14 protein-coding genes and 1 pseudogene are annotated in these 12,744 nt (G+C 45.3%); 3 read left to right on the top strand and 12 right to left on the bottom strand.

The genetic code is table 11. From position 1 onward, the window contains the following. Positions 1-65: 65 nt before the first annotated feature. Positions 66-218 (bottom strand): hypothetical protein, encoded by a 153-nt coding sequence (locus AM506_RS23015; RefSeq protein ID WP_200908470.1) that lies wholly within the window; start codon positions 216-218, stop codon positions 66-68. 108 nt (positions 219-326) lie between these two features. Between AM506_RS23015 and AM506_RS19210 the strand changes: the two genes are divergently transcribed. Beyond that, a complete protein-coding gene (locus AM506_RS19210) occupies positions 327-779 on the top strand; it encodes a universal stress protein (protein WP_060674392.1) in 453 nt (150 codons plus the stop codon). A 278-nt stretch (positions 780-1,057) separates the two neighbouring features. Here AM506_RS19210 and argH read toward each other — a convergent pair whose 3' ends face one another. Then, entirely contained in the window at positions 1,058-2,452 is a 1,395-nt protein-coding gene (gene argH, locus AM506_RS19205; RefSeq protein ID WP_060674390.1) for an argininosuccinate lyase, read from the bottom strand. Continuing rightward, positions 2,449-3,660: an argininosuccinate synthase gene (locus AM506_RS19200; protein ID WP_060674388.1), complete on the bottom strand. Its 1,212-nt coding sequence runs from the start codon at positions 3,658-3,660 to the stop codon at positions 2,449-2,451. The genes argH and AM506_RS19200 overlap by 4 nt, the downstream gene beginning before the upstream one ends. Before the next feature lie 210 nt (positions 3,661-3,870). On the opposite strand from AM506_RS19200, the gene AM506_RS19195 reads away from it, so the two are divergent. Next, positions 3,871-4,182 (top strand): hypothetical protein, encoded by a 312-nt coding sequence (locus AM506_RS19195; RefSeq protein ID WP_060674386.1) that lies wholly within the window; start codon positions 3,871-3,873, stop codon positions 4,180-4,182. 27 nt (positions 4,183-4,209) lie between these two features. Here the strand turns inward: AM506_RS19195 and AM506_RS19190 are convergent, their stop codons facing one another. The 8 genes from AM506_RS19190 to sppA all read right to left on the bottom strand — a co-directional run bounded on the left by AM506_RS19190 (position 4,210) and on the right by sppA (position 11,510). Continuing rightward, positions 4,210-5,049: an EcsC family protein gene (locus AM506_RS19190; protein ID WP_060674384.1), complete on the bottom strand. Its 840-nt coding sequence runs from the start codon at positions 5,047-5,049 to the stop codon at positions 4,210-4,212. A 169-nt stretch (positions 5,050-5,218) separates the two neighbouring features. After that, a complete protein-coding gene (locus tag AM506_RS19185) occupies positions 5,219-6,412 on the bottom strand; it encodes an acetate kinase (RefSeq protein ID WP_268788413.1) in 1,194 nt (397 codons plus the stop codon). Between the two features lie 299 nt (positions 6,413-6,711). Further along, entirely contained in the window at positions 6,712-7,695 is a 984-nt protein-coding gene (locus AM506_RS19180; protein ID WP_060674459.1) for a class I SAM-dependent methyltransferase, read from the bottom strand. A gap of 133 nt (positions 7,696-7,828) precedes the next feature. Further along, positions 7,829-8,329 (bottom strand): thiol peroxidase, encoded by a 501-nt coding sequence (tpx, locus tag AM506_RS19175; protein ID WP_034756208.1) that lies wholly within the window; start codon positions 8,327-8,329, stop codon positions 7,829-7,831. A gap of 128 nt (positions 8,330-8,457) precedes the next feature. Beyond that, entirely contained in the window at positions 8,458-8,934 is a 477-nt protein-coding gene (gene ytfJ, locus AM506_RS19170) for a GerW family sporulation protein (protein WP_060674380.1), read from the bottom strand. Positions 8,935-8,949: 15 nt separating this feature from the next. Then, a complete protein-coding gene (locus AM506_RS19165) occupies positions 8,950-9,660 on the bottom strand; it encodes a DUF2953 domain-containing protein (protein WP_060674378.1) in 711 nt (236 codons plus the stop codon). Positions 9,661-9,954: 294 nt separating this feature from the next. After that, positions 9,955-10,386 carry an RDD family protein gene (locus tag AM506_RS19160; RefSeq protein WP_235576161.1) on the bottom strand — a complete coding sequence of 144 codons (432 nt, stop codon included), beginning with the start codon at positions 10,384-10,386 and terminating at the stop codon, positions 9,955-9,957. 113 nt (positions 10,387-10,499) lie between these two features. Next, positions 10,500-11,510, bottom strand: coding sequence for a signal peptide peptidase SppA (gene sppA / locus AM506_RS19155; RefSeq protein WP_060674376.1), 1,011 nt, complete (start codon positions 11,508-11,510; stop codon positions 10,500-10,502). Positions 11,511-11,667: 157 nt separating this feature from the next. On the opposite strand from sppA, the gene AM506_RS19150 reads away from it, so the two are divergent. Then, on the top strand, positions 11,668-12,468 hold the full coding sequence (locus tag AM506_RS19150) for an NAD kinase (RefSeq protein WP_060674374.1): 801 nt from the start codon (positions 11,668-11,670) through the stop codon (positions 12,466-12,468). A 104-nt stretch (positions 12,469-12,572) separates the two neighbouring features. On the opposite strand, the pseudogene AM506_RS23205 reads toward AM506_RS19150, so the two are convergent. Next, a pseudogene (locus AM506_RS23205) lies at positions 12,573-12,744 on the bottom strand (group II intron reverse transcriptase/maturase); the annotation flags it as partial.

Raw genomic sequence — 12,744 nt, 5'->3', positions numbered from 1 at the left:
GAGGAACTTCAACAAATAAAAAAGCTTGTAGAAACATGACCGTTTCCACAAGCTCTTTCCTCTACTTACTTATCATACTCTTCGTTTTCATACGTCCCATACTGACCATTCTCCGTATCGATGACACCGCTCGTATACGAATCCATAATCTGCTGGCTTACCTCTTGGTTCGCATTCTCGTCATACGTGAACTGCTCTTTCGGATCCCTCTTCTTCATGGTGATTCCCCCTTAAAAATAAATAATCTATTCTCCTTTATTGTTCGAAAATTGGCTACAGATATAAGTGGGAAAATATAGTATGATGTATGTAAGGAGGGGATCACAATGAGTTTAAAATATCAGAACATATTAGTAGCTGTAGATGGATCAAGGGAGGCAGAATGGGCCTTCAAAAAAGCGATTGCCATCGCCAAACGGAACGACGCCATTCTTTCCCTGATCCATGTCATCGACACCCGCTCTTTCGCGGCCATCGAATCCTACGACCGCACAGTAGGTGAAAGAGCCATCAAGTATGCTGAAGAATTATTAAACGAATACAAAGAAGATGCGGCCAAAGCCGGATTGACCAAAGTCAAAACTTATGTCGAATACGGCTCCCCGAAAGTGATCATCCCAAGAGAAGCAAACAAAAACGTCAAAGCAGACCTCATCATATGCGGAGCCACCGGCCTCAACGCCGTCGAACGCTTCCTCATCGGCAGCGTCTCCGAACACATCACAAGAGCCGCCCACTGCGACGTCCTGGTTGTAAGAACGGAAGAAGTGGAAGATTGATTTATTGTCTCTAATTAATTCAAAAAATAAAAAGAGCGGTTGAAGGAGAATGATCCTACTCAACCGTTCTTTTTACTTTAGCAACTTAATAAGAGTGTAAAGCTTAATAAGTTGATTGAAGCGGAAGGTGCTCGACTCCTGCGGGAAATGCGTGGAAGTTGAGACCCCACAGGGCTTCAGCCCGAGGAGGCTCAACCCACGCCCCGCGGAAAGCGAGCACCTGCAGCGGAAATCAACCAGCACTCACTTATGACAGCGGTTCATAAGCACTCATTTTTCTACACAGATTGTTCAACAAAAGACCCCAACTGAGCCTTCCCCTTCCCAATCTGCACCTTCACCTGCTCAAACCCCGTACCACCATACGACTTCCTTCTCTCAACAGCCGAATAAGGAGTCAAAATCGAATAAATATCCTCCTCAATCAACGAAGAAAACTCACCATACTCTTCAAGCGATACATCCTTCAGATAGCAGCCCTTCTCAATACAATACAACACAAGCTTCCCGACAATTTCATGGGCCTGTCTGAACGGAATACCCTTCGTCGCCAGGTAATCCGCAAGCTCTGTCGCATTGGAAAAATCATTCCCGACCGCTTCCTTCATTACTGCCGTATTCACTTTCATCGTTGAAATCATGCCGGTAAAGATCTTAAGCGATCCCACCACGGTTTTCACCGTATCGAACATGCCTTCCTTGTCTTCCTGCATATCCTTGTTGTAGGCAAGAGGAAGACCTTTTAAAACGGTAAGGAGTGAGATGAGATTTCCATTGACCCTGCCCGTCTTTCCTCTGACAAGCTCCGCCATATCCGGATTCTTCTTCTGTGGCATGATGCTGCTTCCTGTCGTGAAGCTGTCATCAAGTTCGATGAATCGGAACTCTTCCGTGGACCAGAGGATCATCTCTTCCGCCAATCGGGAAAGATGGGTCATCATGATCGAGCTATTGCTCAGGAATTCAAGGATGAAATCACGATCACTCACGGCATCGAGGCTGTTTTCATAACAAGCATCGAAGCCAAGGAGCTCAGCTGAATATTCCCTGTCGATGGGGAATGTCGTCCCGGCGAGTGCCCCCGCTCCCAATGGGGAAATATCGATTCTTTTCAAGGAATCAGCGAGTCGCTCCTTATCACGGTTCAGCATCCAGAAATAACACATCAAATGATGAGCAAAAGAGATAGGCTGGGCACGCTGCAGATGAGTGTAGCCAGGTATGAGCGTTTCAACATTCGCTTCCGCCTGGACGATGATCGCTTCCTGAAGGTCCTCAACGAGCTTGACGATCTCCTCCACCCGTCTTTTTAAAAACAGATGCATGTCTGTCGCAACCTGGTCGTTACGGCTTCTGCCCGTGTGGAGCTTGCCGCCGACCTCACCGATTAAATCGATCAGATGCTTCTCCAGATTCAGATGAATATCTTCATACTCAACGGAAAATTCCAGTTCATTTTTTTCTGCCTTGCCATACAGAACTTGGAGGCCACCGAGGATCTGATCGGCATCACTGTCTGTCAGGATCCCGCATTTTTTCAACATTTTCACATGTGCGATGCTGCCTTCAATGTCTTCCAGTACAAGCTCCTGGTCGAAGGAGATGGATGCATTGAATTCATCCACCCATTCTTCCGGCTTCTTGGTGAAACGTCCTCCCCATAGCTTACTCATAGAGTGACTTTCTCTTTCTTCTCAGCATTGACCATGGAAGACACCTTTGTAGGCAGACCCCATAGTTGAATGAATCCAATGGCAGCATCATGATCGAATTCATCCGCTTTTGTGTACGTTGCAAGATTTTCATCATATAGGGAGTTCGGTGATTTTCTACCTTCGACGATGGCATGACCTTTGAATAATTTCACGCGAACGACACCGTTCACATACACCTGTGTTTGATCAAGGAACGCCTTTAACGCTTTATTTAATGGAGAGAACCATAGTCCCTCATAAATTAATTCTGTCATTTTCTTCTCTATCACCGGTTTGAAATGGGCAAGTTCTTTCACCAGTGTAAGGTCTTCCAGTTCTTTATGCGCTTTTAAAAGGGTCATGGCAGCAGGACATTCGTATACTTCACGTGACTTGATTCCGACAAGGCGGTTTTCCACATGATCGATACGGCCGACTCCGTGCTTGCCTGCCAACACATTCAGTTTCGCAATGATTTCATCAAGAGGATATGCAACGTGATTCAGTTCCACAGGCACCCCTTTGGAGAACGTGATTTCAACCACATCCGCTTCATTTGGCGATTCTTCGATGCTTGATGTTAGATCGTATGCATCTTCAGGTGGTGCAGTCCAAGGATTTTCCAGCACTCCGCACTCATTGCTTCTGCCCCAAAGATTCTGATCGATGCTGTATGGTGAATCAAGATTGATGGGAATCGGAATCCCCTTATCCTTCGCATATTCGATTTCTTCTTCACGTGACCACTTCCACTCACGAACCGGTGCGATCACTTCCAGTGACGGGTTCAATGCCGCGATGGATACTTCGAATCTCACCTGGTCATTTCCTTTCCCCGTGCAACCATGGGCAACAGCCGTTGCATCTTCCTGTTCCGCGATCTCTACAAGCTTTTTGGCAATCAACGGTCTTGAGAGAGCGGACACCAGTGGGTATTTCCCTTCATATAGGGCATGGCTTTGCAGGGCAAGAAGTGCGTATTCATTCGCGAACTCTTCTTTTGCATCGATGACATAGCTTTTCGACGCTCCAACCGTCAACGCTTTTTCTTGTACAAAATCAAGATCCTTTCCTTCCCCGACATCCAGGCAGCATGCAATGACTTCGTATCCTTTCTCCTTTAACCATTGAACCGCAACCGACGTATCCAAACCACCTGAGTAGGCTAATACCACTTTTTTATTCATCCGTATCTCCTCCTGTTGATTTTATATAAAATGAATATTTATTCTTTAAGATGAATTTATATTAGCAGTTTCCGAGGAATACATCAATACTTATTCATCAATTTGTATAAATATTTTATGGGCAAAGTGTGACATTGCCTTCGCACTGGGCTTCACGGAGAATTTATTGTAGGATGAAAGGAGAATGAAATGTGAGGAGTATCCCAAACGATGAGGAACGAATATTTTTCATATGATTGTAGACTGGGCATTTATCTTCCATTGCAGCTGAAGGAATGGCCGATGTATTCTTCGGAGGAACAGGAAATGATTCTTCTGGAGTGGGAACGGATTCGGGGAAGGATTCCGGACCGGATCGGGGAACTTGATGTGAAGATCGAGGGCCTTCAGGAGGAACTGGCTCAGGAAGATGATTTTGACCGATCCTGCATGATCAATCATGAAATCTCCGAACGGGCTTCAGAAATCAATGATTTATGGCTCTGGTACCGGACCAATCCGGAAATAACAGAAAGGGAATGATGCGATGAGCACATCATTCCCTTTCTGTTATTGTTCATTTTTCTTATCGCGCAAATAGCGGTATTGATAATATTTTTCGGCAAAATCAGTGATCTTCCTGGAAAGCTGATAATTGGATCCCGCTCCGATGGCGATGCTGACAAGAGGCAGACCCGACCACTTCTTCCCTTTGAACATGGTGATGGCCATCGCTTTCAGTGCCTGCTTCATGGACCCTTCAAGCCACGTATAATCCGTCAGCTGCTCAGATCCGTCGTAGAAGTAATTGGAATCCTTCTTGTTCAGATCCTCCATCAAATCTTCCCATGCAAGGGCACGGAGCCTTGCCGGCAGGGTCGCTGCATGGAACACCTTCAATGACGTCATCATTTCAAACGGCGTCTGAACATCGAATCCATACGTGATGGCGATGAGCTGCACGGAACGCAGATTGATGACGAGCATCGCCGGCAGATCCGACCCAAGAGCCACAAGCCCCCCGGTACCCGTCACCCCACCTTGTAACAGGGAGTAGATGCGATGGCGTCCTGCATGCTGTTCCGCAATGTAATGAAGCTGGTCAATCGTTAAATAATGAAGATCCTCGACCGTCTGAATATCCTGATTGAATGCCCGCGCCGTCACAAGGATCCGCTCCCGTGCGTCATTCTGCATCTGTGAACCTTGAATCAAAGAGTGCATATGAAACAACCAGCCATCCAGCCGCTGGAAAAATTGATCCTGAACATCTTCAGGAATCGATTCAAAGGCGTAATCCAACCACTTCACATATGTATGCTCCAAATCATTCGCTTCATATTCATACAACTCTTCTCTCCACGTCTTGATCGACTGCCATACCTGCTTATCACGTTCTGACCAGTTCACTTCTCCCCACTCCTTACATTCCTTAAATTACGTATAGTATATCATATATGGGAAGGAGAATTCCTTTGTGACAGGGAGAGTGGTGGGAATAGTCAGTTATTTTATACAGAAAGCAAATGCTATTTTATAAAAAAAACAGGACCGTCCCAGCGGTCCCGTTTCATTTATATTAGATATTTCCTTTTTCCACTACATCACGAGCGATCATGACTTCTTCATTCGTAGGAATGATCATGACTTTGACAGGTGAATGCGGGTAGTTGACGAATGCTTCTTTACCACGTACTTTATTGCGTGCCGGATCCCAGTATACGCCCATGAATTCCAAGCCTTGAAGGACTTTTTCACGGATCAGTGTACTGTTTTCACCGATACCTGCCGTGAAGACAATCGCATCTACACCGTACATGCGTGATGCATATGATCCGATGTATTTATGGATACGGTTGGCGAACACTTCAAGAGCCAGTTCCGCACGTTCGTTACCTTCTGAAGCCTGCAGCTCGATATCACGAAGGTCACTTGAGAATCCAGATACACCAAGCATACCGGATTTCTTGTTCAGGATATTCAATACTTCATCAGCCGTTGATCCTGTTTTCTCCATGATGAACGGGATAAGGGCCGGGTCAATATTACCTGAACGAGTTCCCATGGCAACCCCTGCAAGTGGTGTGAAGCCCATGGATGTATCGATTGATTTTCCGCCTTCGATGGCAGCGATACTTGCACCATTACCTAGGTGACAAGAAATCAGGCGCACTTGCTCTTCCGGACGGCCAAGCATTTCAGCTGCACGCTGTGATACATACTTGTGGGAAGTTCCGTGGAAACCATATTTACGGATTCCGAAATCTTCATAGTACTCATATGGAAGGCTGTATAAGAATGAGCTTTCAGGCATCGTTTGGTGGAACGCTGTATCAAACACAGCAACCGCAGGAACATTCGGCAATACGCTATGGAATGCTTTGATACCTGTTAAGTTTGCAGGGTTATGAAGTGGAGCCAGATCAGACAGTTCCTCAATTTTCGTTACTACTTCGTCTGTAATCAGAACGGAATCATTGAAGACCTCTCCGCCATGTACGACACGGTGACCGATTCCATCAATTTCATCAAGTGAATTGATGATACCAAAGCCTGTCAGCTTCTCAAGCAGCATTTTAACCGCTACTTCATGGTTCGGGATATCCGTTACTTCTTCACGTTTCTCATCATTCACTGTTATATTGAAGACCGCATCGTTCAATCCGATACGTTCAATTAGACCTTTTGTAATTACTGTTTCTTCAGGCATATCAAAAAGCTGAAACTTTAACGAAGAGCTTCCAGCATTAATTGCAATCACTTTTTTTGCCACGTTGTATCGCTCCTTTTGTTTTCGATCTATCGACTCTACCATTATTCTGTTCATTGAATCGTTTTTTATCTCTCAATTCCCCATTAAATCACTGACTCCACCCTATTTCAAGAAAAAGCTTGAAATGACATCGTTTTCATGTTAAATTAAATGTTTTCACAATTTTTGCGAAACTATGTCGATTCTTGCAGAACGGTCGATATCTTTTGAAAAAGGTCGATAAACTCCTCATTACCTGCATACCCCCAACACGCGTCCAATAAAACAACCAAAAAAACAAGACCGCCCAAAGGCAGTCTTTACTTATTCTGTACAAGCCACTGATCGATCTTCGACAGGATATCCTGAAGGGCTCTCTGGTTGGATAGGCTTGGAAGTTGCGAAAGCAGTACCTCTTTAGGAGGCTTGATTCCTGTCTTTTTCTTCTGAAGGATCAGGATGCTTTTCGCCGAGTTTTTATTTTTAAACAGGGAAAACGGCAGCTGCAGGAAGCCCTGGATGTCTGCTTTCTCCTTCAAATAGCCTTGAAGCTGAGCGCTGTGCGGCGATTCGAATAGTCCGTTCGGCACGATAAAGAACAGGTATCCGCCGTCTTTCGTATGCTTCAGGCTTTGTTCAATGAAGAGATGGTGGGCATAGGAATGTCCCTCATCCGCCTTCAGCTCATAATCCTGGGCTCGCAGGTCGTTCGGATAATACCCGATCGGCAGGTCACAAAGCACAAGATCGACGGGATCGATGAACAACGGCTCGAGTGAGTCCTGGTTAAAGAGCTGCAGTGGATGCTTCTGAAGATCCGCTCCCACGTAGGCAAGCTTGATGAGCACTTCATCGATTTCCACCCCGATGGACTCGGTTTCTTTACCCGGCATCTGGTTCAATACCGTCGTCAAGAGATTCCCTGTTCCGATCGCAGGGTCGAGAACCGTCAGCTTATTCATGTCTGCTGTGAATTTATTGACCAGATAGCTGATGAATAACCCGAGTGAGTCCGGCGTCATTTGATGATTCGGCTGGACGTTTTCTTTCATTCCTTTTAGTATTGCGAATTGAAAGGCTTTACGGATATTTTCATTCTCTAATTGAGAAATGTTCACTTCATCGTACTTTTTATTCAGGCGTTTCTTCGTCAGCTCACTGACTTCTTCCTGTAGGACATCCCCTTGAAAAAGGTTCTCCCCCGTTTCGGCAACGGCTTCCAAATAACTGCAGGCAAGTTCATCCTTCAGCAGGGTGGCCGTTTCATCGATTATTCCAAATAATGATTCGACTGGCGAATTAATCATCGGCATTCATTCCTTTATCACATTTTCATTCATCTATTGTACCTTTGTCCCACTCGTTTGTAAAAAAAACAATGCTGACCATCAATAAGTCAGGTCAGCATGCTTTTTAGAACTATTTGGTTGGACAGGATTATTTCGCGTTTTTCACTGCTTCAACGGCAGCATCATAATCCGGGTGATCAGTCGCTTCACTCACATATTCCACATACGTTACTTCATCATTGCTGTTTACAACGAATACAGCACGTGCCAGAAGACGAAGTTCCTGGATGTGTACACCGAATGCTTCCCCGAAAGAAAGGTCGCGGTGATCGGAAAGGGTTTGGACATTTTCGATTCCGTTCGCTCCGCACCAGCGTTTTTGTGCGAATGGAAGGTCCACTGAAATCGTCAATACTTCTACGTTATCAAATTTCGTTGCTTCTTCATTGAATTTGCGTGTCTGTGCATCACAAACTCCTGTATCGATGGAAGGAACGACACTGATTAAACGTACCTTGCCCTTGGAATCATTCAGTGTGACTTCCGATAGATCATTAGCTAATACTGTGAAGTTGGGAGCTTTGTCGCCTACTTTAACCTCATTACCTAATAGAGTGACAGGGTTATTCTTAAACGTAATATTTGCCATTATTTGTTCCTCCTCTATAAATAGTATGTACCCTTTCATAGTACAGAAAAAGGAAGGCGGAAAGCAAATCATAGGGGTCCTTTTCAAAAAAAAGATGAGCTCACTCATTCGAGTAAGCTCTCAATCATTTACAGTTCCATCTTATGATTTTGATTGTGCTGTCCGTTATGATCCTCTTTATTGCCGTCCTTTTTCATCATGCCCTGAATCTTCTCGATGGCACCAGGAGCGAGGTCCAGCAAACGATCGATCAGGTGAGTGCTTTCATCTAAATGAAGCATCTTGATTCCTTTAGAGCTGACGATCAGGAATGCGATCGGCGTAATGGAGACACCGCCCCCGCTACCTCCGCCAAACGGCTGCTGCTTAGGGGATGACTTGTCACCGCCGCCTTCTCCGCCTTTACCGCCATCGTCTTTACCCTTACTGTCGATGATGAACTCACTGCCTCCTGCAGCAAACCCAAAGCCCACCTTTGAAACGGTGAGGATGACACTTCCATCGGGAGTTTCAACGGGATCACCGATAATCGTATTCACATCGATCATTTCTTTTAAATTTTCCATTGCCGTGGTCATCAGACCTTCAATCGGATGTTCTGACATGTGAAGACCTCCTAATTAGACTGATTGTTTTTCTCCAGAAATGGTGGAAAGGGGCTTTGTCTTGAACTTACCCATACCGCCTCTCCAGTACCGAAGTATCTTGAAACCTACTAGGATAGCATTCCCTATGCGAAACTGGATAATACATGAAAATTGCGTTTGAATCACCGCGTGCTTAAATGTCGGGGTCACCTCGATGGCAGGCATGGATTGAAGCCTCATATACCTGCTCAATATACCGATGATACTGCCTTTTAATCCCCATATCGCTCCGGTCAATGTTCCTGTCGATGCCGCATCCCCGCTGCCAAATAGTGTCTTCCACTGGACCTGATCCACTTTAACTTTTTTAAGAAACCCCCGGATGATCCTGTGCATGGATTGTACGTGAAGGACAATTTCCTTCGTATCATTTAAACTGGCAATGAAATCGTGAGGCGTGATTTTCTTTTTATCGGCCTTTTTCTTGGAAGGATTGCTTTCGCTCCCTTTCTTCGTTTCCTGTTCGACGACGACATTCGGACCATCGTCATCAAGCTTCACGAGCGGTATGTCGATCGTATATTTGATCAAACCGAACCACGCCCTCAGCTTCACCTTGAAATGATCATTGTCATTTCCATGGTACAAGGAAATCGTGATCGTCAGCTTCGTGATAATAAGAATGAATAATAGAAAAATAATAAGTGCCGCGATAATGATTAACGTCCAGATCCACCAGCTCATAAATTCACACCCTTCAACCTGTTATTATGGCCTTTATTGGGAGAATTAAACTTGGGCTGATGGAAATCGTGGTGAAAAGAGGCTCTTGGGGAGTGGGGCCTGATGGGGATTCGCGTCATTTTGGGTGGTGATTGCGTCGTTTTTTGATTAATTAAGTCATTTCGCCAGGTGATTGCGTCATAATTTCATTTATTACGCCATTCAACCGAGTAATTGCGTATTTTACCGTAAAATGGTAAACCTATACAAAACAAAAAAAACAAACCCGCCCCACCAGCAGGTTTGCCTCTCATTTTACACAGCCGGAGTAAATTCCAGCTTCTTCTTTTCCTGAACCACAGTCGTATCCGCAAACAAATCATGGATCCCCTGCTTCTTATGGGTAAAGGTCACGACCACGTATAAAATAAAGACGGTCGTGGAGATGAACCGGCCGATCAGCTCCCTGAAGAGGATGGTTCCCCATGATGGCTTCGTGCCTTTCAGCTCGATGACCCGGATGCCGAATACCATTTTGCCGATGGTCTGGCTGAAGTATTTCGTCATTAAGATGAAATACCCGTAGAAAACGATGCTTGTCAGAATCGAGATCGGGGCAAACATTGAACCGTCGGATAAAGAAATGTCCAATAGTTTAAAGATCGGGTTCACAATCAGTCTCGTGATGCTTCCGATGACGATCAAATCGACAAGATAAGCCCAGAAGCGTATCCAGAATCCCGCCAGGTAATAGCCGTCATGCGGGTTGGACCTTGTGAAGTCAGGAGAAGAAGATTGGACTTCGATATGCTCCCGTGTTTCATTATGTTCATAGCGATCACTCACTTCATTCACCTTCCTTATTCAGAATAGAGATACATCAATCGTGGAGAACTTGGGTTTGACAGAAGCTTCATCAGTGCCGCCGCTTCCATATCCTGACCCATCATTTTCTTTGCACCCATACTGAAGAATTCGGAGAAAGGATCACCCGCCGTGTATTCAAATACTTGTGCACCTTTCAATTTATAATCCTTCTTCATCGCTGCAATCGTATCTTCCACATAGCCGAATTCATCAATCAGATTGACTTCCTTCGCCTGGATTCCATCGTACACACGTCCGTCGGCGATCTTCTTCACTTCCGCTTCAGACATATTACGGCCTTTGGCGATGACCTCCACGAAACCTTCATACGAATTATCGATCATCGATTGAATGATCTTCCGTTCTTCATCGGTCATTTTACGGGATGGACTCATAATGTCTTTGTACGGTCCACTTTTGATCGTGACGAAATCGACGCCGTATTTATCAGCCAGTTCCGAGTAGTTGATGCTATGCATGATAACGCCAAGAGAACCTGTCAGCGTTTCTTTGCTGGCGAAAATCTTTGTAGCAGGAGCCGATATGTAGTAGCCGCCGGATGCTGCCGTACCGCCCATCGATACATAAATCGGTTTCTTTGTTTTTTCCATAATCTCTACAAGCTTCGAATGGATTTGGGCACTTTCCACAACGCCGCCGCCTGGGGAGTTCACTTTCAGGATGATCCCTTTGACAGATTTGTCTTTTTCAACGGCATCAAGCTTATCCATAAAGAGCTCGTGGTTATAGCCCGGGCTTTCAAAAAAGGAACTTGCGCCACCCGTATCCTGGATGACACCTTCCACTTCCAGGACCGCGATCCGCTTGTTTGCGTTCCCTTCATCAATGATTTCTTCGGAGAATGGGGTGTCCGTCCCTCCGAACATGTCTTCAAATGCCTTATTCACATCACTTGTCACAGCAGAGGTCGCAAAGTTGACGATTACTGAAACAAAGAATAATGCGCCAGCGATTCCTAATGCTGTCCATCTTTTTGCATTCATCTGTATATTCCTCCCTCGTTTACCCTATCTTATGTAAGGATATAAATATCATTCTCATGTGGAAACATGATAGAATATTCACTAAGTTAGATTCTAGCAAAATTTCATGGAAATGGGAAAAATTATCTTAATTTTATATTTCAGGGAGGTACATACGATGAATAACCGACGAAATATCTATTTCTATGCTTTACACGAAGAAGGCATGCAGGCGAAGCTCGATCATTTATATGAACTTGCGACCCGCTATCATTTCAATATTGTCGAATCTCCTAAAACCGCCAATATCATCGTCAGTATCGGCGGCGACGGAACATTCCTTCAGGCCGTCCGTCAAACCGGTTTCAGACAGGATTGCCTGTATGCAGGGATCTCGACTGGAGGCACATTGAGTATGTACTGTGACTTCCATATCGATGACACATCCAAGATGATTGAAGCCATGACAACAGAGCAGATCGAAGTACGTAAATATCCGACCATCGAAGTGACCGTCGACAATCAGACGTCCTTTCACTGCCTGAATGAATTCAGCATCCGCTCCGGCATCATCAAGACATTCGTCATGGACGTCTTCATCGACGACAAACATTTCGAAACGTTCCGGGGCGACGGCATGATCTTCGCCACCCCGACGGGAAGTACCGCCTATAATAAATCAGTCAACGGTGCCGTCGTCGATCCGATGCTCCCTTGCATCCAGGTGAGCGAAATGGCTTCCCTCAATAATAACCGCTACCGTACACTCGGATCTTCCTTCATCGTAAGCGGACAGCGCCGCTTGGTTCTGAAGATCGTCCAGGACGGAAACGACTACCCTGCCATGGGCATGGACAACGAAGCGTTAAGCATTCAGCACGTGGAAAAAGTCGAAGCGAAACTGAGTGACAAAATCATCAAAACGGTGAAATTGAAGGATAACTCGTTCTGGGAAAAAGTGAAAAGATCGTTTTTGTAGGGAAGGATTTGTGGCAGTTTGATGTACCAAATCGAGTAGGAGGGGATGATTAATCCCCGACCTCTCACACCACCGTACGTACCGATCGGTATACGGCGGTTCAATCAAGATGATTGACGAAGACTTTCATACCTAACGATAAGACTTAGAAGCCCTTGGCGATTCCAGAAGGAATTGCCAAGGGTTTTGTGTAGTATTGGACTTTGTGCGATCCTCCAATAACCCTTTCGGGTATTACCCCACTCATATGCCTTCCATTTTGGAACGCCGAGCGCA

It is taken from the genome of Rossellomorea vietnamensis (genome assembly GCF_001305855.1).
GTDB lineage: Bacteria > Bacillota > Bacilli > Bacillales > Bacillaceae_B > Rossellomorea > Rossellomorea vietnamensis_A.
This window is presented reverse-complemented; position numbering and strand designations above follow the sequence as displayed.

Bases quoted from the DNA above. Each gene is read 5' to 3' on its own strand.
- AM506_RS23015 (WP_200908470.1), bottom strand. From the start codon at position 218: ATGAAGAAGAGGGATCCGAAAGAGCAGTTCACGTATGACGAGAATGCG.
- AM506_RS19210 (WP_060674392.1), top strand. From the start codon at position 327: ATGAGTTTAAAATATCAGAACATATTAGTAGCTGTAGATGGATCAAGG.
- argH (WP_060674390.1), bottom strand. From the start codon at position 2,452: ATGAGTAAGCTATGGGGAGGACGTTTCACCAAGAAGCCGGAAGAATGG.
- AM506_RS19200 (WP_060674388.1), bottom strand. From the start codon at position 3,660: ATGAATAAAAAAGTGGTATTAGCCTACTCAGGTGGTTTGGATACGTCG.
- AM506_RS19195 (WP_060674386.1), top strand. From the start codon at position 3,871: ATGAGGAACGAATATTTTTCATATGATTGTAGACTGGGCATTTATCTT.
- tpx (WP_034756208.1), bottom strand. From the start codon at position 8,329: ATGGCAAATATTACGTTTAAGAATAACCCTGTCACTCTATTAGGTAAT.
- ytfJ (WP_060674380.1), bottom strand. From the start codon at position 8,934: ATGTCAGAACATCCGATTGAAGGTCTGATGACCACGGCAATGGAAAAT.
- AM506_RS19165 (WP_060674378.1), bottom strand. From the start codon at position 9,660: ATGAGCTGGTGGATCTGGACGTTAATCATTATCGCGGCACTTATTATT.
- sppA (WP_060674376.1), bottom strand. From the start codon at position 11,510: ATGAATGCAAAAAGATGGACAGCATTAGGAATCGCTGGCGCATTATTC.
- AM506_RS19150 (WP_060674374.1), top strand. From the start codon at position 11,668: ATGAATAACCGACGAAATATCTATTTCTATGCTTTACACGAAGAAGGC.